The sequence below is a fragment of the Jatrophihabitans sp. genome (assembly GCA_036389035.1).
Lineage (GTDB): Bacteria > Actinomycetota > Actinomycetes > Mycobacteriales > Jatrophihabitantaceae > Jatrophihabitans_A.
This window is the reverse complement of sequence record DASVQQ010000034.1, coordinates 79,890-101,890: the sequence shown is the minus strand read 5'-3', so window position 1 is coordinate 101,890 and position 22,001 is coordinate 79,890. Positions and strand designations below refer to the sequence as shown.

Sequence of the window (22,001 nt, the reverse complement as noted above, 5' to 3'; positions counted from 1 at the left end):
CCGTGTCAACCAACATCGGAGGTCCCGGAAACCGACGGGTCCAACGCCACTAAGAGCAACCAACGCTCCCGGGAAAGCATTCACACGGCAGGGGTCACTGGTTCGATCCCAGTATCGCCCACCATCCTCAAGGCCCCGGATTCCGGGGCCTTCAGTTATTTTGAGACTCTCGTCGACTGATCGAAGTCGGCCTGTGGGCATCACTTTGGGTATCAGTGACGTCCGGTTGGAATTCCGCATTGACTGGATTACGCCGCGTCACCAAACACCAGGTCTGAGCTGAATGGCCCATGCCGCATTCAGCGTCATTGACGAGCGCTGACTAGGCTTCCCGGCGTGATAACAGGTGAGCTGAAGAACAAGGTCGACCGCGTCTGGGACGCATTCTGGTCCGGCGGCATCGCCAACCCGCTGGAGGTTATCGAGCAGATCACCTACCTGCTGTTCCTGCGCCGCCTTGACGAGCTGCAGACCCTTGCCGAGAACAAGGCCAACCGCACTGGCCGGCCCCTGGACCGCGTCATCTTCGATGGCGGCACCACTGACCCTCGCCGGTGGCAGAGCTTCAAGCAGGCCGACCCCGCCTCGATGTTCAGCACCGTCTCGGAGCAGGTCTTTCCTTTCCTCCGCGCTCTGGGAGGCGAGGACTCCACGTACTCCAATCACATGAAGGATGCCCGGTTCACCATCCCGACGTCGGCGCTGCTGTCCCGCGTCGTGGACATGCTCGACGACATCCCGATGACCGACCGGGACACCAACGGCGACCTGTACGAGTACATGCTGGGCAAGATCGCCAGCGCGGGGCAGAACGGTCAGTTCCGCACCCCACGGCACATCATCAGCTTGATGGTCGAGATGATGGAGCCGAAGGCCAAGGACGACATCTGCGACCCGGCCTGCGGCACCGCCGGCTTTCTGGTGGCGGCAAGTGAGCACCTGCGCCGCGAACACCCGAACTTGCTGCTGAACGCCGAGTCGAGCCGGCACTTCAACCACAGCATGTTTCACGGCTACGACTTCGACAGCACCATGCTGCGCATCGGCAGCATGAACATGCTGCTGCACGGCATCGAGGCGCCAGACATCCGCTATCGCGACTCGCTGTCCGACGGCGCAAGCGACGAGGCCGACTTGTACTCGCTGATCCTTGCCAACCCACCTTTCGCCGGTTCGCTGGATTACGAGTCCACTGCTAAGGATCTGCAACAGGTGGTCAAGACCAAGAAGACCGAACTGCTGTTCCTCGCATTGTTCCTGCGGCTGCTGCAGACCGGCGGACGGGCCGCGGTTATCGTTCCGGATGGGGTGCTGTTCGGCTCGTCGAAGGCGCACAAGGAGCTACGGCGCACGCTGGTCGAGGACCACAAACTCGATGGTGTGGTCAAGCTGCCGAGCGGAGTTTTTAAGCCCTACGCGGGCGTGTCGACCGCGATCCTGCTGTTTACCAAGACCGGTGTCGGCGGCACTGATCACGTCTGGTTTTACGAGGTGACGGCGGACGGCTGGTCACTGGACGACAAGCGCACACCGCTGCTTGCCGAGGACAAGCTCGGCCCACGACCGGCGGCTGGGCTATCAGAGGACGAGCACGCGAAGAACAACCTGCCGGATGCGCTTGCTCGCTGGCGCTCACGCGATGCGGAGGAGCGTTCCCGTGGGCGAACTGAGCAATCGTTCTGCGTTGCAAAGGATGATATCGCAGCGGAGGAGTACGACCTGTCGTTGAACCGCTACAAGGAGGTGGTGCACGACAAGGCAGAGCACCGGCCGCCACTGGAGATAATCGCCGATTTGGAGCGAATTGAAGGTGAGATCCTGCAAGGTCTGTCTGATCTGAAAGCTATGCTCTAATGTCTTGGCCAACAGTAACGCTCGCCGATCTCTGCGAGTTCAAATACGGCAAAGCACTTCCGGCGGCGAACAGGACGCCAGGCAGTGTTCCTGTCTATGGTTCTAATGGCCAAGTTGGCAACCATGATACGTCAATAACACATGGACCAGCGGTGATCGTCGGACGTAAGGGATCGGTCGGCGAGGTCCACTATTCGCCGAATCCTTGTTGGCCGATCGACACGACGTACTTCGTAGACCAGACGGCGACTACTGCCGATCTTCGCTGGCTCGCGTACAGGCTTCAAGGCCTCGGCCTAACGCGGATGAACAAGGCTGCTGCCGTTCCAGGCTTAAACCGCGCCGACGCATACCGCCTTAGCTTGCTTTTGCCGCCGATCGAGGAGCAGCGAAGGATCGCGGACATCCTGGACCGCGCCGAAACTCTGCGCGTCAAGCGCCACCAAGCACTCGCCCACCTCAACGACCTCACTCGGTCGATTTTCCTTGAGATGTTCGGCGAACGGGCTTACAAATGGACCACCTTCAAGGTCGTTGATCTCGTCGACACAGACGCTGGCGGAATGAGGACTGGTCCATTTGGCAGCCAGTTGTTGCACAGCGAATTCGTAAATGAGGGCATTGCTGTGCTTGGTATCGACAATGCGGTGACAAACCGTTTCACCTGGTCCGAGCGGCGATACATCAGTCCTCAAAAGTATGCGCAACTCGCTCGATACACTGTCAACCCAGGGGATGTTCTAATCACGATCATGGGTACGTGTGGGCGGGCAGCAGTTGTGCCCGGAGACGTACCAGTTGCTATCAACACAAAGCATTTGTGCTGCATCAGCCTTGATCGAACGCGCTGCCTCCCCGAGTACCTGCATGCTTACTTCCTTCAACACCCTGCCGCACGTGACTATTTGACTAGAACCGCCAAGGGCGCGATCATGTCAGGGCTTAACATGGGAATCATCAAGGCAATGCCGGTTTCAATCCCACCCCTTGAGGTCCAGATCGAGTTCGTGATGAGGCTTCGCGCCGCAGAAGGCACCGGAGAAAGGTGTAAGGCGCAGCTTGCCGGATTAGACGGGCTGTTCACGTCGCTTCAGCAACGAGCGTTTGCGGGGACGTTGTGAGCGCGCCGGTGGAGCTGCCGACCTGGGAGGGGTTCCTGGCACCCGTCTTGCAGGTGGCCTCGGACGGCCGGGTGCGAACGCGACGCGAGATGTACGCCGATGTCGCCGACCACATGCGCCTGACCGAAGCTCAACGGGCGGAGACCCTCAAGTCCGGGCAGGGCAAGGCCGACAATCGGATTGGCTGGGCGATGTCATTTCTCGTCCGAGCCGAGGCCCTGACCCGTCCGCGTCGCGGATCTTCTGTGATTACCGATGCTGGCCGCACGCTGCTGGCGGCGCATCCGAACGGCATCACCGAGAAAGACCTGCAGGCTATCCCTGCGTTTCGCGATTACGTTCCAATCGAGCGATCCGGCTCGACACGCGCATCCATAGCTTCCGAACCTGTCGAGACCGTGCTCGACCCGGTGGAGCAGATCGAGCAGGGCATCCAGCGCATCAACGCCGACGTTAGCGCGCAGCTGCTCAAGCGACTGCGAGAACAGGATCCCGCCTTCCTGGAGCAATCCGTGCTGGACGTGCTCGTCGCGATGGGTTACACGGCGGCACCGACGGGCAGGCTCGCCGCATCGGCGGCACAGGCGACGGTGGAGTCGACGGCGTCATTGATCAAGACAAGCTTGGACTGCAGCGTATTTACGTGCAGGCCAAGCGTTATGGCGCTGACAATACGGTTGGCCGTGAGGCGATCCAGGCATTCGTCGGTGCGCTGCACGGACGCAACGTGACCCAGGGCATCTTCATCACCACCAGCCGGTTTTCGCCGGGCGCAGTGGATTACGCCAGAAACATCGGCACCAGAGTCGTGCTCATCGACGGAGCCCGACTGGCCGAGCTGATGATTTCCTACGGCATAGGAGTGCAGCAGCGCGAGACCTACCGAGTAGTCGATATCGATGAGGACTACTTCGAATAACTGGCTGCCCGGCGTGCAGACTGGGATGATCTACGTCGGCCCGAAGGAAGGAGCGCGGTGAGCAACTTCGCGTTCCTGCGTGCCGAGTGGCCGGAGCTGTTCGGCGAAGCGGTCCGGGCCGAACGCAACGGCTACTCCGACCCTCGCGCGGCCTGCTTCTACGCCCGCCGCGCGTTGGAGTTGACGGTTAGCTGGCTCTACGAGGCCGACCGCACGCTGCAGCAGCCATACCGCGACGATCTCTCCGCGCGGTTGTTCGAGCCGACATTTCGAACACTGGTCGGCAATGACATCCAGACCAAGGCGGACCTGATCCGCCGACAAGGCAACGCAGCGGTGCACAGGAGCCGGCCGGTGTCGCCGAATGATTCGCTGCCGGTGTTGGGACAGCTGTTCCAACTGCTCTACTGGCTGGCTCGCAATTACACCCGCGATCCGGCGAATGTCCCGTCCGCCGCCCTGCAGTTCGACCCAGAGCTGGTTCCCCGGCCACTGTCACCGCAGGCCAGGATGCAGCGGCAGGCCGAACTGGCCGAGCGGGAGCGAGAGTATGCCGAGGCGGACCGCCGGTTGGCCGAGGAGCGGGAGGCGAACGCAGCGCTGCAGGCCGAGCTCGCCGAGCTACGCAAGCAGGTCGCCGCTGCGAAAGCGGTCAACGAGGCCCAGCCGGACAAGCACGACTACGACGAGGCGACCACCCGCGACCTGTTCATCGACGTCCTGCTGAAAGAAGCCGGCTGGGCACTGGACCACCCGGAAGCCCGTGAATACCCGGTGACCGGCATGCCCAACGCCGAGGGCACCGGATTCGTCGACTACGTGCTCTGGGGTGAGGACGGCAAGCCGCTCGGCGTGGTCGAGGCCAAGCGCACCCGCCGCGACGCCAAGGCCGGCGAGCAGCAGGCCAAGCTCTACGCCGACTGCCTGGAGCAGCGGTTCGGCCAGCGACCGGTGATCTTCTACACCAACGGCTACCAGCATTGGATCTGGGACGACACCGACTACCCGCCACGGCCGGTCGAAGGCTTTTACACCCGAGACGAACTGGCGCTGCTGGTACAGCGGCGCACCACCCGCAAGGCGCTGGCCGACCTGCCCATCAATGAGGGAATCGTCGAACGGCACTACCAGCAGCGCGCGATCCGCCGAATCGGCGAGACGTTCGAGGGCAAGAGACAACGGCAGGCGCTGGTCGTGATGGCCACCGGTGCAGGCAAGACGCGTACCGTCATCGCGTTGACCGACCTGCTGATGCGGGCCAACTGGGCCAAGCGAGTGCTGTTCCTTGCTGATCGAGTGGCGTTGGTCAGCCAGGCCGTCAACGCGTTCAAGGCTCACCTGCCCGAAGCGACGACCGTCAACCTGGTCACCGACAAGACCGCCGACGGCCGCGTCTACGTGTCGACCTACCCGACCATGATGGGGCTGATCAATTCCGGTGCCGGCGACTTGCGCAAGTTCGGACCCGGCTTCTTCGACCTGATCGTCATCGACGAGGCTCACCGGTCGGTCTATCAGAAGTACCGTGCGATCTTCTCGTGGTTTGACTCACTGCTGGTCGGGTTGACCGCGACGCCGAAGGACGAGATCGACCGCAACACCTACCGGCTGTTCCATCTGGAGGACGGCGTTCCCACCGACTTCTACGACCTGCCGCAAGCCGTCGATGAGGGATACCTGGTGCCGCCCAGGGCGGTGTCGGTGCCGTTGAAGTTCCCTCGCGAGGGCATCCGGTATGACGAGTTGTCCGAGGAGGAGAAGGACGACTGGGATTCTCGTGAGTGGGACGAGGACGGCGACGTGCCGGACCTGGTTGCCTCCGACGCCGTCAACAAGTGGCTGTTCAATGCCGACACCGTCGACAAGATGCTCGAGACGCTGATGCTCAGGGGTCACAAAGTCGCCGGTGGCGATCGGCTCGGCAAGACGATCATCTTCGCCCGTAATCAGGACCATGCTGATGTCATCCGCGCACGCTTCGACGCCAACTACCCCGAGCACGCCGGCTCGTTCGCGCGGGTCATCACCTACCGGACGGAGTACGCGCAAAGCCTGATCGACGACTTCGCTGTCAGGGACAAGGCACCGCATATCGCTATCTCGGTCGACCTGCTCGACACCGGCATTGACATCCCCGAGGTCGTCAATCTGGTCTTCTTCAAGCCGGTCCGTTCCAAGTCGAAGTTCTGGCAGATGCTCGGCCGCGGCACCCGGCTGTGCCCGGACCTGTTTGGACCCGGTCAGAACAAGCAGGACTTCTTCCTCTTCGACTTCTGCGGCAACCTCGAATTCTTCAACACCGATCCCGCGACGGCAGAGGGCCGGGTCGCCGCGTCGCTGGCAGAGCGGTTGTTCGCCGCCCGGCTGGCGTTACTCGCCGGCCTCGACACCGAACTACCCGATGACACTGACGAGGCCGAGCCGGACGGCACCCGTAGCGATCACGGCCTGCGGGCGGACATCGCCCATACCCTGCACGACATCGTCGCTGGCATGAACGTGCACAACTTTGTGGTGCGCCCGCACCGACGCTGGGTCGAGCTGTACAGCGACGGCAGCCGATGGCACCGCCTCTCCGCCGATGACGCCCGTGAGATCGCCGAACACCTCGCCGGACTGCCCAGCAACGTGCGCGATGACGACGAGACGGCCAAACGCTTCGACCTGCTCATCCTGCGGCTTCAGTTGTGCGTGCTCGCGGCCGAGCCCGGTTTCGATAGGCTGCGCGACCAGGTCCGCGACATTGCATCGGCGCTGCTGGAAGTGGTCAACATTCCGGCCGTCGCCGCTCAACAACAGCTTCTGGACGAGGTCGCCGGCGAGGAGTGGTGGGTCGATGTCACGCTACCCATGCTGGAACTGCTGCGTCGCCGGGTCCGCACCCTCGTTCGCCTGGTGCCGAAGGCACGCCGGTTCATCGTCTACACCGACTTCGAGGATCAGCTCGGCGACGCCACCGAGATGACCCTGGCCGGGTTACCGGTCGGAACCGATGTGCAGCGCTTCGAGGCGAAGGTGCGCGTATACCTGGCCACGCACGCCGATCACGTCGCGTTACAGAAGCTGCGGCGCAACCGCCCCCTCACCGCCGCCGACCTCGCCGAGCTGCAGCGCATGCTCACTGAATCCGGTGCCGGCGATCCAGCCGAACTCGACCGCGCTGCCGAGCAGGCGAAAGGGCTTGGTCTGTTCATCCGCAGCCTTGTCGGCCTTGACCGTGAGGCAGCGGCCGACGCTCTTTCCGGATTCATCGCCGGACGCACCCTGACCGCGAACCAGCTCGACTTCGTCAACCTGATCATCACCTACCTGACCGAGCACGGTGTCATGGACGTCGGCCGGCTCTACGAAGCGCCGTTCACCGACCACGCTCCAGCCGGTCCTGAGGCGTTGTTCAGCGGCTCTGACATCGACGCCCTCGTCGAACTCCTCGATCAGGTCCGCGCGACCGCGTCACCGGACGTGGCTTGAGCTGACAGCGCTCAACGGACGGCAGGCCCCGAAGGGGACTGCTGCCGGCGACGGTTCTCAGTCCCGCTCGCCTGAGCGGTCGATGGCAGCCTGCAGGCGGTGGGCCAGGGCAGCGCCGCGGTCATCGGCGGCGGCGTGCCGGTTGAGCCGGGTACGAGCCCGGTCGGTCGCAGCCGCGCGTCGGTCGATAGCGGCGGCCGCCAGATGCTGGGCGACGTGGTGGAGGTCGTCCCGGATGGCATGGCGTTCGATGCTGGCAGCGATCAGTGGCCCGGTTTGGGCCTCGCTGCGGGCCTCCGCTTCGATCAGCGAGTGGCGGGACGCTTCGGTGCCGGCCGCTACGTGCTCGGCCCGGGCTGCTTCGACGACTGCGAGGGCCGCTGCCCAGAGCTTGCCGTCCTGGCGGTCGGCGTCGTTCAACCGCTGGTGCGCCGCCGTCGTCCAGCCGGCCGCTTCCCGTTCGCGGCCGGTCGCGGCCTCGTCGCGCCGCGCGGCGCTCGCGTCGTGCTCCTCTGCGGCCTGATCGCGCAGGCGGGCGGCCTCGTCGGCACGGTCGGCTTCCCGGTCGCGGTCGGCAGCCGAGATCCACCAGGCTGGACGAGTGCGGCGGTGAGGCCAGTTGTTGGCGGCTGCTTCGTCCATCCAGGCACTCCTAGCGGATACGCGAGAGTGCGGGGGGGGGCACCCTTGATCGGCCTGGCTTAGCCGACCGTTGATCTCCCGTCCCACCCTACAGAAGAAGTGGGGTGCCAGCGCCGTTTGCGGCCTCGGCCCGCCTGGTGCGAGGGCATGGAGCAGGAAGCGTGGCTGGTTTCCAGCCAAGCAGGGCACTCAGCGGACGGCGGGTTGCGGCTCCGGCGCGCTGCTCACGACCTTGCTGGAATCAGGCTCATTCCGCCGGCTCTTGCCGAAGCGCAGGTAGAGCGAGGGCACCACGAACAGGTTGAGCAGCGTCGAGGAAATCAGCCCGCCGATGATCACCACCGCCATCGGATGCTCGATCTCGTGCCCGGGGATCTCTCCCAGCACCACCAGCGGCACCAGCGCGAGCCCGGTCGCCAGCGAGGTCATCAGGATCGGCGCCAGCCGTTCCCGGGCGCCGCGCAGCACCAGGTCAGGGCCGAAGGTCTCGCCTTCGTACTTCTCCAGGTGCTGGCAGTGGTTGATCAGCAGGATGCCGTTGCGGGCGGCGATGCCCAGGATGGTCAGGAACCCGACCAGCGAGCCGAGTGAGATCACGCCGCCGCTGAGATAGGCGGCGATCACGCCGCCGACCAGGGCCATCGGCAGCATGAGCATGCTCAGGGTCGCCAGCCGGAAGGAGCCGAACGCCGCCTGCAGGAGCGCGAAGATCACCACCACGGTCAACCCGCTGTAGATCAGCAGCCGCTGTTGGGCCGACTCGCGCTCGGCGTACTCACCGAGCAGTTCGGCGTTGTACCCCTGCGGGTAGGACACCTGCTGCAGCGCGCGCTCCAGGTCTCCGACGACCGCGCCCAGGTCACGGCCGCTGACGTTGGCGCCGATGTCGATCCGGCGGGATCCGTCCTCGCGACTGATGATGTTCGGCGTCGGCGCGGCCCGCACGTCGGCCACCTCGCCGAGGCGCACATGGCCGCCATCAGGCGTGTCGAGCAGCAGGTCGCGCACGCTGTCGGGGTTGTTCCGGGTCGCGGGCGTGCTCCACACCCGCACGTCGAACGCCTTGCCCTGCCGGAACACGTCGTTGACCTCTTCACCGGCTATCAGCGTGGCGGCGGCGCGGCGGACGTCGCCTGGCTTGATTCCGTACCGCTCGGCCTTGGCCAGGTCGACCTTCACCTCGAGTTGCGGAATCTCGGACTGCAACTCCACATGCTCTTCGATGGTGCCGTCGATGCCGGCCAGGACCTCGCGGATCTCCTCGGCCTTGGTCCGCATCTCCTCGAGGTCGGTTCCGTACAGGCGGATCACGATGGCCTCACCGGCGCCGGACAGCACCTCTCGGATGCGCTCCTTCAGATACGTCTGCACGTCCCGTCGCAACCCCGGGTACCCGGCGACGACCTCATTGACCTCGGCCAGGGCAGTGTCGTAATCGGCCTTCGGGTCGATGCTGATCCAGTTCTCGCCGAAGTTGATGCCCACCACCTCATCGGCGTTGTCGGCCTGGCCGATGTGGGAGCCGAAGTTGCGCACGCCCGGAACGGCCAGCAGCTCCTTGCTCGCCTGGTTGGAGATGCGGACCATCTCAGGATGCGAGGTGCCCGGCTGGGTCACCCAGTGCATGAGGAAGTCGCGTTCCTTGAAGGAAGGCAGCATCGACTGGCCGAGCATGGGCACCAGCAGCACCCCGAGGATCACGACCATGCCGAACGCCCCGTAGGCCCGGCGCGGCCGGCGGATGATCCGCGACAGCACCGCGGTGTAGCCCCGCTGGAGCACCCGGACCAGCGGCGGCTCCTTGTTGGTGAGCGGCGCCTTGCGCAGCAGGATCAGAGCGAGCGCCGGGGTGATCGTCAACGCCACGATCATCGAGACCGCCACCGCGATGGTGTAGGACGCCGCGAGCGGCCGGAAGAACGAACCGGTCAGGCCCTCGAGGAAGAACACCGGCACCGCGGCCGCGATGATGATGAGCGTCGCGTACACGATCGGGCTTCGCACTTCCAGCGACGCCTCCAGAATGATCGAGGCGGTGGAGCGGCCTTTCTTCTCCCGGGCGTTCTCCCGGAGCCGGCGCATGATGTTCTCGATGTCGATGATGGCGTCATCGACCACCACGCCGACCGAGATCACCAGGCCGGCGAGCACCATCGTGTTGATCGTCGAGCCGCGCCAGTAGAGCACCAGGCCGGCCGAGACGAGCGACAGCGGAATGGCGACCAGGCTGATCACCGCGGTGCGCCACGCGAACAGGAACATGATCAGCACCAGCACCACGAGCAGGCAGCCGAGCAGCAGAGCGTTGGACAGGTTGCTCAGCGCGGACTCGATGAACGTCGCCGGGCGGAAGATGGTCGTGTCGACCCGCACGCCCGGCAGGCCGGGCTGCAGCTCGGCCATGACCCTCTCAACGCCCTTGCTCACCTCGAGCGTGTTGCCCCAGGGCAGCTTCTCGACGATGAGCATCAGGCCGGGCTTGCCGTCGATGACGGCGTCACCGATCAGCGGCTGATGGTCGACCACCACGTCGGCCACGTCGGCGATGGTCAGCGATGCCTGGGCGTTCTCGCGCAGCGAGACCCGTCCGAGCTCGTCCGGGCGCACGATGGGCAGCACGTGCTCGATGCCGAGCCGCCGGTCGGGGGTGTCGATGAACCCGCCGGTGCCTACTACCGCTCCGTTGGCGTAGGCGAGCAGGCCGGCGTCCATCGAGTCGGCCGTGACCTGCATGAGCTCGTTCAGCGAGACCTTGTGCTTCTGCAGCAGCGCCGGATCCGCCTGCACCTGCAACTGCTCCTGGCGCATGCCCCAGATCGCCACGTTGGCGACACCGTGCACCCGCATCAGCTCGGTCCTGATCTTGTAACGCGCAAGCGTGGAAAGCTCGATCAGCGACAAGGTGTCCGACGAGATGCCGATCTTCATGACGCGGCTGGTCGCCGACAGCGGCTGGATCATCACCGGCGGGCGAGCCCAGGCCGGCAGGGTCGGGCTGACGGTCGCGACCCGTTCCTGCACCAGTTGACGGGCATTGAGCAGGTCAGTGCCCTGATCGAAGATCAGCTCGATGGAGGACAGCTGGGAGACCGACTTCGACCGCATGACGTCGAGCCCCTCCACCCCGTTGAGAACCTCCTCGAGGGGAACGGTCACCAACTGCTCGACCTCGGCGGCCGTCAGGCCCAGGCACGCGGTCTGCACCTCGACCCGCGGCGGGGAGAACTCGGGAAAGACGTCCACCGGGGCGTTCACCAGTTGCACGCTGCCCATCAGCAGCATGCCCAACCCGAGCGCCAGCGCGAGGAACCGGAAGCGGAGGCTGGACGAGACGATCCATCGCATCATGGTGATCCCTCCCGGCTCAGCTGAGGCCGGCTTCGGCGCCGAACAGTTCGGCCGACCCGTCGGTCACCACGCTGGCGCCGACGGGCGGTCCCGAAGCCAGCACCGCCAGGTCGCCGTCATAGTGGTCGACCACCACCGCCGACCGCGCGAAGACCCGCTGCCCGACGACCAGGTAGGTCACGGGCTTGCCGGTCTTGTCGAAGAGCAGCGCGGCGTAGGGAATCGCGATGCCGCTCGTCCCGCCCGCTTTCAGCGTGGCCTTGCGAACCTGGGCAGTCTTCACTCCCAGCCGCTCGACGGCGCGTTCGGTCAGCGTCAGCTTCGTGGGCTGGCCGGTGACTTTCTCGACCTTCACGGGCTTGGCGAATTTCATCTCGTCCTCGGCCGCCTGCTGGCAGCCGGCCACGCTCAAGCAGCTGAGTAGAACGACGGCAAGGCACGTCTCACGGCGCGACATGGGTCAATTTCGGGGTCAGGCCATTGCTGCTCTTACCGTGTGCCTCCCACGGCAGGGGTTCGGCTCCGTCCGGCACGGACGTGTCGGGCTGCCGGGTCGGGGCGTGGCGCAGGTAGAGCGGCGGAAGGAGGAACAGGATCACCAGGGTCGAGGTCACCAGCCCGCCGAGAATCACCGCGGCCATCGGCCTGATGAGCTCCTGGCCTGCGATGGCGCCCAGGAAGAGGAACGGGGCCACGGCCGCGGCTACCGCCAGCGCGGTGGTCACGATGGGTGCGAGCCGCTCGTGCAGCACGGCAGAAACCGCCGCCTCCTCAGGCCGGCCGTCCGCCGCGCGTTCGAGTTCTTCCCACTGCCGGATGAGCGCGAGGCCCTGCCTGGCAGCGATACCGGCAACCGTGAACAACGCCAGCAACGTGGTACGCGAGAGGGTGCCCTGATCCAGCCGGGCGACGGCGACCCCGCCGACCAGCGCGGCGAGCAGGACCACCGACATCAGGACCGCCAGCCGCCAGCTCGCGAACGCGGCCTGCAGCAGCAGGAAGATCAGCAACGCCGCCGCCAGGCCCAACAGGCCGAGCCGCAACCGCGCGTCCTGCCGGTCGGCGTAGTCGCCACGCAGTTCGGCGTGGTAGCTGACCGGCAGCTGCAACGTCGATAAGGTCGCGCGGACATCGTCGGTGACGGCGTTGACGTCCCGGCCGCGCACGTCGGCCACCACGTCGACGTAGCGGGACACCGAGTCGTGTCGCAGCACGTTCGGCGCCGGCGTCACCCGCACGTCGGCGACCTGCCGCAGCCGCACGTGCTTGCCGTCGGGGGTGTCGATGAGCAGGTTCTGCACGTCGCTCAGGTTCTCTCGGGTGGCCGGCGTGCCCACCACGATCACGTCGAAGACCTTCTGCTCCTCGAACAGGCTGCCGACCTGGATCCCGGCGATCAGGGTCGCGGCCGCGCGGCGCACGTCACCGGGCTTGAGTCCGTACTGCTGCGCCCGCGTGAGGTCGACCTCGATCTGCACGGTCTGCTCCACCGGCGCCATTCTGAGCTGAGGTTGGACCGTTCCCCTGATAGCGGTGAGCTTCTGGCGCACGTCCTCGCCCTGCTGGCGCAGTTCCTCCAGGTCCTCGCCGTACACGCGCACCACGATCGGCGGATCGTTGGTGGGACCGAGGTCGAGCATCCGCTGCTCCGGGTACCCGATCGCTTCGGCCTGCGGTCCGGCGCGGTCCTTGACCACGCGCTGCACGTCCTGGACCGCGCGGTCATAATTCGCGTCCGGCTTCAGGCTCACCCACAGCTCGCCGGAGTTGACTCCCACCACCTGATCCGAGGTGACCGCGCGTCCCACGTGCGCTCCGACGCTGCGGACGCCGTCAAGGGCACGCAGGTCACTGGTCAGCGCGGCGGCCTGCTGGCGCATGGCCGGAAGCGAGGTGCCCGGCGCGGCGTCCCATCGCACCAGCAGGTCACGGTCCTGCCGGGTGGGCATGGTCGAGCCGCCGCCGAGTCCCGGCAGGAAGGCGAGCCCGACGAGCAGCAAAACACCGATACCCGCGTAGGCAAGCACCGGTCGCCGCAGGAAGCGCGGCAGCGCCTTGCGGTGACCGGCCCTGAGCCAGCGCACGGCCGGGCGGTCGCGGTTCTCGGTCGGCTTCGCGCGCAGGAGGTAGATGGCCAGCGCCGGCGTGAGCGTCAGCGCGACGAGCAGCGACGCCAGGACCGCGAGCACGTAGGACATCACGAACGGGGAGAAGATCGAGTCGGTGACACCTTCGAGCAGTAGCAGCGGCAGGGCCGCGACGATGAGCACCAGGGTGGCGAACAGCAGCGGGCTTCGCAGCCGCGCGACGGAGGCGGCCACCGCATCGGCAGGGGATAGCCCGCCAGGGCCACTGTCGCGCTGCTGGAGGCCGCGCCTGACGTTGTCGGCCTCGGTGACGGCGTCATCGATTATCACGCCGAGGGCGACCACCAGCCCCGCCAGGATCATCGTGTTGAAGGTCGTCCCTCGCAGCTGGAGCACCGTCAGGGCCGCGGTCAACGACGCCAGCACCGTCAGCACGCTGATCAACGCGACCCGCCAGGACGAGGACAGCGCGCCGATCACGATGACCATGAGCAGCAGCCCGAGAAGTGCCGCGATGCCGAGGTTGTCCAGCGCGTTCTCAAGGAACGTCGCCGGGCGGTAGACCTGAGTGTCGATGACGATGCCCTGCAGCCCGGGGGCCAGGCTCCGCATGGCGTTCTCGACATCCCGGGTGACCGTCAGAGTGCTGGCGCCAGGGAACTTCTCGATCACCAGCAGCAACTGCGGATCGGCGCCGGACAGGGCGTCACCGATCAGTGGCTGGTGGTCCTCGGTCACCGAGACGACCTCGCCCAGCGTCGTGCCGGCGCCCCGCTGGCCTTCCAGGCTCACCCTCGACAGATCAGCCGGCGTGGTGATGGGAAGCACGTGCTGAATCCCCAGCCGCTGCTGGGGTGTGTCGATGAACCCGCCGGTTCCGGGGGTCGAGGCCTCGACGAAGCTCAAGGGTGACACCCACAACGAATTCGCCGTGGTCCTGATCACCTGGCTGAGAGTGACGCCGCGGTCAGACAGCCGCTGCGGGTCCACCTGGACCTGCAGTTGCCGCTCGCGCTGACCCCAGATGGCGACGTTGGCGACGCCCGGAACGCCCATCAACTTCGGCCTGATCTTCCAGCGGGCCAACACCGAAAGGTCAATGAGTGAAACGTCTTCCGAGGACAGACCGATCATCATGGCCCGGCCGGTGGAGGACAGCGGCTGGATCATGACGGGGGCCTTGGAGACGTTGGGAAGCGCTCTGGCCTCGGTGAGGCGCTCCTGCACCATCTGCCGGGCCCGCAACACGTCGGTGCCCTCTTCGAAGTACAGCTCTATCGAAGAAAGGCCCGGTACCGACATGGATCGGATCTCGTCGAGGAAAGCGACTCCGTTGAGGAGGTCGGCTTCCATGGGCGAGGTGATCAGCTGTTCGACCTCGACGGCGGACAGCCCCAGCGCCTCGGTCTGCACCTCGACGTAAGGCGCCTTGAACTCGGGCAGCACGTCTACCTGCGCATCGCGCAACTGGAAGAAGCCGAAGGACATGATGCTTGCTGCGAGAAGAACGACGACCAGCCGAAACGACATGCTTCGCCGAGCTAACCATGCGGACAAGGCGGCCCCCGCTCACCTTTAAGTCTTATCTCGGGTGCGTCCAGCGCTGTCGGCTCGGAAACCCGTGCTGGAAAGATGGCAGACCGTCAAGGTCCTGTCAATTGCCCTTCGGGCAACTTGATAATGGCGTTACACAGTCGCCGACGGCGCGCCCGAGCGGTGCCGTGAACGCCGTGGGCACAGGTGCGATCTGCCGCTGGACCAGGGCGCATTCACGCTGAGCACGGTTGGTGACCCTGGGTGACAAGCCGCAGACGCGGGCGGCAAAGCAGGGGTGGCCTGAGGCTTTCGCGATCCCCCCGTCTCGTTGCGGTGGGATGACCGACGCCACCAACTCCAAGGTCTAATTGCCTTCACCTGTTCACCGACTAAACGGTGAGAATCTAGCCAACCGTTTACAAGAAACACGATCGGGTTCACGATCAGGAGACTCAGAATTCGCGCTGACCTGGAAGGCAGCATGATGGATAGTGGCAAAAAGCCGGTTGACGCGGAATTACTTAAAGAAGTCCGCGTGGCTGTTGTTCTCAACGGTGGCGTCAGCCTCGCGGTCTGGATAGGTGGGGTGACCCACGAACTCAATCTGGTGCGGCTTGCCTCCCGAGGCGCCGTCTTCGACGGCCGGCCCGCCGACGAGGGTGAAAATGCCGTCGTCGGAGTGTGGAAGGAGATTCTTGACTTCGCCAAGCGGCGGGTCGAGATTGACATCATCGCCGGAACTTCGGCGGGCGGGTTGAACGGCGCCTTCCTCGCGGCAGCCATCGCTGGAGGGACGAGCCCACCTCACATGGGACAGAAATGGGCCCAGCTTGCCGATTTGGCGAGCCTGGCCGACCCACCCGAGGAGGGAGTCAAGTCACTGCTCAACGGGACATACTTCCAGGATCAGATCAGAAGCGTGCTGACCCAGATCAGAGAGTCACCGTCATCGAGCAGTCTTGAGGGCGATTGCACGCTGCTGATCACGGCAACCGCAGTGCGCGCGCCGTCGCGGCCTCGGCTTCTGGAAAGGAACAAGCAAGCATCCGTGGTCGACAGCAGACGGGTGTATCGGTTCGAGCATTGGCGGGCGGACCCCTCGGCGCAAAGCGACGAGACCGGCGACGGCGACCGGAAGGCCGGGGCGCCGGCACCCGCACGCGCCCCGGACGCCTTCGCTGACGTGGAGACGCTGACTCAGGCGGCGCGGGCCTCGGCGTCGTTCCCGGTCGCCTTCGAGCAGGTGAGGGAATCCGCAGAGCTGTACAAGCGCCGCACGCCGCTGTATCTCGCCGATGATCCCGGGGTTCAACGTTCGTTGCTGATGGATGGCGGGGTGCTGGACAACGCACCGTTCGAACCGCTGCTGGAGGCGCTGCTGGATCGCCCGGTGTCGACTCCGTTCGACCGCACGCTCCTCTATGTCACGCCGTCGGTAGAGACCGTGGTCATGCCCAGTACAGGTGACGCCTCGCAGACACCGGATATCGTTGGCGTGTTCGGCGCGCTGTTGGCAGCTGTTCGCGAGCCGGACCAGAGGCTGGACGACGATGCCCTCAGAGACGCCTTCCGTCTGATGGGGTATGCCGTTTCACAGCCGCACAGCGCGATCCAAGAGCTCCTCACCGGTAAGAATTCCAACCCAGCGGATTACCGCAATGCGGCCGCGAGCCTGTTCTCTTTCTATCAGCGGGGCCGCAATGAGGCTCTGGAGCGCCAGTTCGCTGAACTCGGCAGCCCAACCGGCCGGGTCTGGCGAATTCCGGATGCAGCGACAAACCCTCCACTACGCCCGGGCATTCCCCAAGACTTCGCGCAACCGGATGGCCACTGGACCTACGGCCTGCCCGTCGCCGATCGGGTGCTGCGATGGTGGGGGCGTGCCCTGGTTGCCGCTGCTGACGCCGAACCCGCGCATGCTCAGCGTCGATTCCACGACTCGATGCTCATAATCGGCCGCGCACAGCGAAGGATCACCGAGCTCAAGGACGAATATCACCGTTGCATGCAAGCCATCAGCCAACAGGCACTGATCGAGCCTGACCAGATCGCCGCGCTGCAAGGCTTCTACAACGATCGGACGGCCGTGATCCAGGAAACCGTTCACCAGGCTGCGAACGCGGTGGCCGCCTGCTTTTCCAAGGTGAGCGCAACAGAGTTGATCGCATTCTCCCTCGCGGTCGAGATCGTGAGCTCAGTGCATTCATGGGGCGCCTCACGTAATGACGTGCCTCGTTTCCGCTACGTCAACCTCACTCCTGCTGCCCAACCGATTGTCAAGGCTCTCAGAGAACTCGAGAAGCAAGCCTCTTGGCCCAAGAACAAGCTGCAGGGAGAGCGCCTGCAACACTTCGGAGCCTTCGCCTCGGAAAGTGGTCGCTGGTACGACTGGACGTGGGGACGGTTGGACGGAGCATCGGCCCTGTTCGACCAGATCGTGAGTGAACGGCTGGCTTCATCCGAGGAAGGTATCGCCGACAGATGCGAGGATCTGCGAAGGAAGCTGGCCGACGCCATCCTGGCCGCCGAGAAAACCATGACCAGCGACCTACGCGCCGAGACCGAGCGAGTCCTGAAATCCGGTCCCTACGACATCCTGGAAAGGATGCCCCAGCGCAATCAGACCATCCGGGTGTTGCGGCGCAACGCTCAAACGCTTGTGCGGAACTCTCGAATGAACTCGCTGTTGAAATTCACGGTCAACCGCCTGATCGGAATGGCCGTGTCCGTTGCCACCACGACGCTGACGGTCACCATCGCCCGGACCCGGCTCGAGAATGGGGTGCGCAGGCTCCTGACCTGGCCGGGACGGATCTTTCGGCGCAGCCGGCACTAGCCCGAGCGCTGGTGGCCTCGGGCTAGCGTGCCGGCTTGCTCGGAAAGGAAACGACAGCAGGACTCGAGGCGGGATCAGCTCAGCGACACCGGTAACTTCGCCAGCCCACGCATCAGGGCGCCCTTCTCCCATTCCAGCTCGTCTGCGTCGACCGCCAGCCGTAGATCAGGGAACCGGGTCAGCAGCTTGGTCAGCGAGACCTCGAGCTGGATCTTGGCCAGCGGCGCGCCGACGCAGTAGTGGGTGCCGTGCCCGAAGCTGAGGGTGGAGTGCGGACACCGGTTGATGTCCAACCGGTCGGCATCGGGGTACCTGCTGCTGTCACGATGGGCCGAATGCATCGACAGCGCAAGGATTTCCCCGGCCGGGATGGTCACCTCGCCGAGGGTGATCGCCTCCTTGGTGAACCGGAAGGTCCCCACCGCGACGCCGCTGTCGAAGCGCAGCAGCTCATCGACGGCCACCCGCATCAGCGACATGTCCGCGCGCAGCTTGGCCAGCTCATCCGGGTGGGTCAGCAGGCTGTGGATGGCGTTGGTGAGGCTGTGCATCGAGGTGACGTGGCCGGCCATCGTGAGCAGGAAGAACATCCCCACCAGCTCGTCGGAGGTGAGCCGGTCACCGACCTCCCGGCCCCGCACCAGGGCGCTCAGCATGTCATCGTCGGGAGTGACCCGCTTGGACTCGATGCTCGCCTTGGCGTACTCGATGATGTTGTTGGACGCGGCCTCGACCACCGCGGCGGGCTGACCGGCGCCGACCAGCTCGGCCGCCCAGCGATGGAACAGCGGCTTGTCCTGCGGCGGCACGCCGAGCACGTCGCAGATGGTGGTGATCGTCATCGGCTTGGTGAACTCGGCGACCAGGTCCACCACCGGCCGGCCGTCATCGAGGGCGTCGAGCAGCTCGTCGGCCGCCCGCTCGAGTCGTGGACGGGAATCCTCCATCCGCTTCGGGGTCAGCCCCTGGTTCACCAGCGAGCGCAGCCGGGTGTGCCGCGGCGGGTCGCTGTTGAGCATGTGCCGGGTCAGCTCGTCGTTGACGCCGATGCTGCCCGGCTCGTCCTCATCGGTCTCCATGCCCGAATGCCGGGCGAACAACTCGTTGGCCCGCAGGCCGTCCTTGCTCACCCGCGGGTCGGTCAGCAACTGGCGGACGTCGGCGTAACGAGTCACCAACCAGACCTTGGCGCCGTGCGGGAACACCACCGGGTGGGCGGGTCCTGCCGCGCGGAGCCGGGCAAGGATCTCGTACGGGTTCTGCATGAATTCCTTGGGAAGCTCCTCGATGGCCTGCGACGAATCCACGCTCATGCCACGTTCACCTTTCTTCTTTGCGCACGCCCCGAGTTGCGCATGCCAGTTGAATCTCCACTGCTGGAAAGGGGCTCATCATGGTGACTGCCTCCGTTGCACCGCTCACTGCACTAGCGGATACACCCGGGTGGCCTGTGAAACGGTTCGTCACACATTGTCTGGCTGTAGGTTGGCAGCATGGTTTCCGGCGTCCTGTTGCAGGTCGTGCTGGCCGGCCTGGCGCAGGGCGCCGTGCTGGGACTGGTGGCGCTCGGGTTCTCACTGGTCGCGGGAACGGCCCGAATACTGCCTTTCGCGCACGGGGACATCGCGGTCGGCGCGATCTTCATCGCTGTCCTGGCGGTTGTCGGGCAGACCCCCACCGCCGCGCGGCTGGGCGCGGCGCCCTCGATCGTGCTGGTGCTGCTGAGCTTGGCCGCCGGCGTGCTGCTCTCGGGTCTGGTGGCCGGCCTGGTGGTGCTGCCGCACCTGAGCGGTCCGGACGGCGCCCGCCGCCGGCTCAGCCCGTTGAGCTGGATCGCCGGCGGCCTGGCCGCGGGCCTGCTGCTGCGCGCGGTGCTCGGGTTCTTCCTTCCGCAGCAGGCCTATGCGCTTCCCGACCCGCTGCGCATCGACGCGCTGACTCCCGGTGGCCTGCTGCGGCTGCCGGGCGGCAGCACGGTCACGGTTCGCGCGGTGTGCGTGCTGGCCATCGGGTTGGCCGTGGGCCTGCTGGTCGAGGCGGTACTGGTCCGGTCGCGCTTCGGGATGTCGCTGCGGGCGGTGGCCGATGACCAGGTCGGCGCGGCGCTGTGCGGAGTGTCCGCCCGGCGGGTGGTGTTCGGAGCCTTTCTGGTGGCCGGGCTGCTGGCCGGGCTGGCCGGCGTGCTGGCCGCGCCCGGGCGCGCGCTGTCAGTCGATGACGGCGCCCTGCTCGGCTTGTACGCCGCGGCCGCGGCAGTGCTCGGGGGAGTCGGGTCCTTGCGCGGAGCCCTGGCCGCCGGGTTGGTGGTGGGAACCGTCCAGGCGCTGGCCGGCTACGCCTTCGGCACCGGCTTCTACGACCTGGCGCCGCTGGTCCTGCTGCTGGCGGTGCTGGTCCTGCGGCCTCCGGTGGGACGGGCCCAAGCGCTGTCACTGGCTCGAACGTCTCGTACGTCCTCAGCCGCCCGAGCGTCTTCGACAGCCGGCAGGTGAGCGTCCTCGGGCTGGCCCAGGCGCTGTGGCTGCTGGTCGCGGCACTGGGCCTGGCCCTGTCGGTGCGCTATGCCGGGGTGCCGATGCTCGGGCAGAGCGCGTTCGTGGCGGTGGGCGGTTACGGGGTGGCGCTGCTGGGCCCGGGCGGCGCCGGGCTGCCGCTGGGCGTGGCGGCCGGGCTGGCGGTGCTGCTGGCCGCGGCCGCCGGCTACCTCACCGCGCTGGGGACGGCCCGGCTGGACGGCGGCTACGTCGCGCTGGCGACCTGGACGCTGGCGTGGCTGGCCCAGCGGGTGCTGATCGCCTTTCCCGAGCTGTTCGGCGGGGCCGAGGGGATCACCCGTTCGGCGCCGCCGGAGCTGGTCTCGCGCACCCTGGGAATCCAGCTGACGCTCACCGACCGGATCAACCTCGGCCTGGCTGCCGGAACCTGCCTGCTGGTGCTGGCTGCCCTGTACCGGCTCGGGCGCGGACCGGCCGCCCTGGATCTGACCGGGCTACGTGAGTCACCCGAACTCACCGCCTCGCTGGGGATCGCGGTCGCGGCCCGCCGCCGGGCGGTGATCACTGCCACGGCCGCCTTCGGCGGGGTCGCCGGCGTCGGGTCCACGGTGCTGCTCGGGGTTATCTCGCCCGCGGACGTCAGCCCGCTGCTGTCGCTGGAGTTGCTGGCCGCGGTGCTGCTGGGCGGGGTGCTGCTGGGCGGAGCGGCGCCGTGGTTCAGCCCGGTGCTGGGGGTCGCGGTGCTCGCGATGCTGCCGGGTGGGCCGCTCTCCCTGACCGGCCCGGGGGTCCTGGCCGGCGCGCCCTGGCGGGCTGTGCTGACGGCGCTGTTGCTGCTCGCGGTGGTCGCCGCGCTGGCTCGCCGGCCTGCCGGATCGCCGATGCGGGGATGGCCGCCTTCGGCCGAGCCGGCGCCCCCGCGGATCAGGCCCGGGGTGCGCCTGGAACTGGACCACGCGAGCGTGTCCTACGCCGGGGTGACCGCGCTGGACGATGTCAGCCTCACCTTGCGCGGCGGCCAGGTGCACGCGCTGATCGGCCCGAACGGCAGCGGAAAGTCCACCCTGCTCGCGGTGCTGGCCGGTGACCTGGACGCCGGCTCGGTCCGGCTCGACGGCGTGCCGCGACGCGCCCGCTCGGCGCCCGACCGGGTGCGGGCCGGCGTGGTGCGCACGCCGCAGCAGGCCAGCGTGCTTGCCGGGCTCAGCACCGCCCAGGAGGTCGCCCTGGGAGCCCGCGGCGGCGCGGTCTGGCCACAGGCCGTGGTGCGCCACCTGTTCGGCACCCCCCGGTCACGGTTGCAGACCGACCAGCTTCGAGCCACCGCCGCCGGAGTCCTGAACGTGCTGGGCCTGGGCTGGATCGCCGACCTGGATCCGGCGAGGCTGACCACCGGCGAGCGGCAGTTGCTGCAGCTGGCCCGCGCGGTGGCCACCGGAGCGCCGGTGTTGCTGTTCGACGAGCCGGCCGCGGGGATGACCGCCGCCGAGCGCGGCGTGCTGCGACGGGTGCTGCGCGACCTGGCCGACGGCGGCGCGGCCGTCCTGATCGTCGAGCACGACCTGCGGCTGGTCGCGGCGGTGGCCGATCAGGTCACCGTCTTGGACGCCGGGCGGGTGCTGGCCACCGGCGAGGCCGCCTCGGTGCGGGCCGATCCCGCGGTCCGCCAAGCATTGCTGGGACCGGGCTGAG

Annotated in this window: 12 protein-coding genes and 1 pseudogene; 8 read left to right on the top strand and 5 right to left on the bottom strand. The window is 66.5% G+C overall.

What is annotated here, in order from left to right; all coding sequences use genetic code 11:
- Positions 1-336: 336 nt before the first annotated feature.
- The 5 genes and pseudogenes from VF557_18100 (at position 337) to VF557_18080 (ending at position 7,365) form a co-directional block, all read left to right on the top strand.
- On the top strand, positions 337-1,854 hold the full coding sequence (locus VF557_18100) for a class I SAM-dependent DNA methyltransferase (protein HEX8082129.1): 1,518 nt from the start codon (positions 337-339) through the stop codon (positions 1,852-1,854).
- Positions 1,854-2,975, top strand: coding sequence for a restriction endonuclease subunit S (locus VF557_18095; protein ID HEX8082128.1), 1,122 nt, complete (start codon positions 1,854-1,856; stop codon positions 2,973-2,975). Before VF557_18100 ends, VF557_18095 begins: the two co-directional genes overlap by 1 nt.
- Positions 2,972-3,241: pseudogene (locus VF557_18090) on the top strand (winged helix-turn-helix domain-containing protein). Before VF557_18095 ends, VF557_18090 begins: the two are co-directional and overlap by 4 nt.
- Positions 3,242-3,483: 242 nt before the next feature.
- Positions 3,484-3,894: a restriction endonuclease gene (locus VF557_18085; GenBank protein ID HEX8082127.1), complete on the top strand. Its 411-nt coding sequence runs from the start codon at positions 3,484-3,486 to the stop codon at positions 3,892-3,894.
- A 57-nt stretch (positions 3,895-3,951) separates the two neighbouring features.
- A complete protein-coding gene (locus tag VF557_18080) occupies positions 3,952-7,365 on the top strand; it encodes a DEAD/DEAH box helicase family protein (protein ID HEX8082126.1) in 3,414 nt (1,137 codons plus the stop codon).
- A 57-nt stretch (positions 7,366-7,422) separates the two neighbouring features.
- On the opposite strand, the gene VF557_18075 is transcribed toward VF557_18080, so the two are convergent.
- From VF557_18075 to VF557_18060, 4 genes are all read right to left on the bottom strand, one after another.
- Positions 7,423-8,007 carry a hypothetical protein gene (locus VF557_18075; GenBank protein ID HEX8082125.1) on the bottom strand — a complete coding sequence of 195 codons (585 nt, stop codon included), beginning with the start codon at positions 8,005-8,007 and terminating at the stop codon, positions 7,423-7,425.
- Between the two features lie 189 nt (positions 8,008-8,196).
- The gene (locus VF557_18070; protein HEX8082124.1) at positions 8,197-11,355 is read right to left on the bottom strand and encodes an efflux RND transporter permease subunit; all 3,159 of its coding nucleotides are present in this window, start codon (positions 11,353-11,355) and stop codon (positions 8,197-8,199) included.
- A 16-nt stretch (positions 11,356-11,371) separates the two neighbouring features.
- Positions 11,372-11,767: a hypothetical protein gene (locus VF557_18065; GenBank protein ID HEX8082123.1), complete on the bottom strand. Its 396-nt coding sequence runs from the start codon at positions 11,765-11,767 to the stop codon at positions 11,372-11,374.
- 31 nt (positions 11,768-11,798) lie between these two features.
- Entirely contained in the window at positions 11,799-14,972 is a 3,174-nt protein-coding gene (locus VF557_18060) for an efflux RND transporter permease subunit (protein ID HEX8082122.1), read from the bottom strand.
- 490 nt (positions 14,973-15,462) lie between these two features.
- Here VF557_18060 and VF557_18055 point away from each other — a divergent pair, with 490 nt between their 5' ends.
- On the top strand, positions 15,463-17,814 hold the full coding sequence (locus VF557_18055; GenBank protein HEX8082121.1) for a DUF3376 domain-containing protein: 2,352 nt from the start codon (positions 15,463-15,465) through the stop codon (positions 17,812-17,814).
- Positions 17,815-17,888: 74 nt separating this feature from the next.
- On the opposite strand, the gene VF557_18050 is transcribed toward VF557_18055, so the two are convergent.
- Positions 17,889-19,127 carry a cytochrome P450 gene (locus VF557_18050; protein HEX8082120.1) on the bottom strand — a complete coding sequence of 413 codons (1,239 nt, stop codon included), beginning with the start codon at positions 19,125-19,127 and terminating at the stop codon, positions 17,889-17,891.
- Positions 19,128-19,307: 180 nt separating this feature from the next.
- Here VF557_18050 and VF557_18045 point away from each other — a divergent pair, with 180 nt between their 5' ends.
- Entirely contained in the window at positions 19,308-20,306 is a 999-nt protein-coding gene (locus VF557_18045; GenBank protein HEX8082119.1) for a branched-chain amino acid ABC transporter permease, read from the top strand.
- Positions 20,303-22,000 carry an ATP-binding cassette domain-containing protein gene (locus tag VF557_18040; protein HEX8082118.1) on the top strand — a complete coding sequence of 566 codons (1,698 nt, stop codon included), beginning with the start codon at positions 20,303-20,305 and terminating at the stop codon, positions 21,998-22,000. The genes VF557_18045 and VF557_18040 overlap by 4 nt, the downstream gene beginning before the upstream one ends.
- The last annotated feature ends 1 nt before the right edge of the window (position 22,001 follow it).

Bases quoted from the DNA above. Each gene is read 5' to 3' on its own strand.
- VF557_18045 (HEX8082119.1), top strand. From the start codon at position 19,308: ATGGTTTCCGGCGTCCTGTTGCAGGTCGTGCTGGCCGGCCTGGCGCAG.
- VF557_18050 (HEX8082120.1), bottom strand. From the start codon at position 19,127: ATGAGCGTGGATTCGTCGCAGGCCATCGAGGAGCTTCCCAAGGAATTC.
- VF557_18095 (HEX8082128.1), top strand. From the start codon at position 1,854: ATGTCTTGGCCAACAGTAACGCTCGCCGATCTCTGCGAGTTCAAATAC.
- VF557_18070 (HEX8082124.1), bottom strand. From the start codon at position 11,355: ATGATGCGATGGATCGTCTCGTCCAGCCTCCGCTTCCGGTTCCTCGCG.
- VF557_18060 (HEX8082122.1), bottom strand. From the start codon at position 14,972: ATGTCGTTTCGGCTGGTCGTCGTTCTTCTCGCAGCAAGCATCATGTCC.
- VF557_18055 (HEX8082121.1), top strand. From the start codon at position 15,463: ATGGATAGTGGCAAAAAGCCGGTTGACGCGGAATTACTTAAAGAAGTC.
- VF557_18075 (HEX8082125.1), bottom strand. From the start codon at position 8,007: ATGGACGAAGCAGCCGCCAACAACTGGCCTCACCGCCGCACTCGTCCA.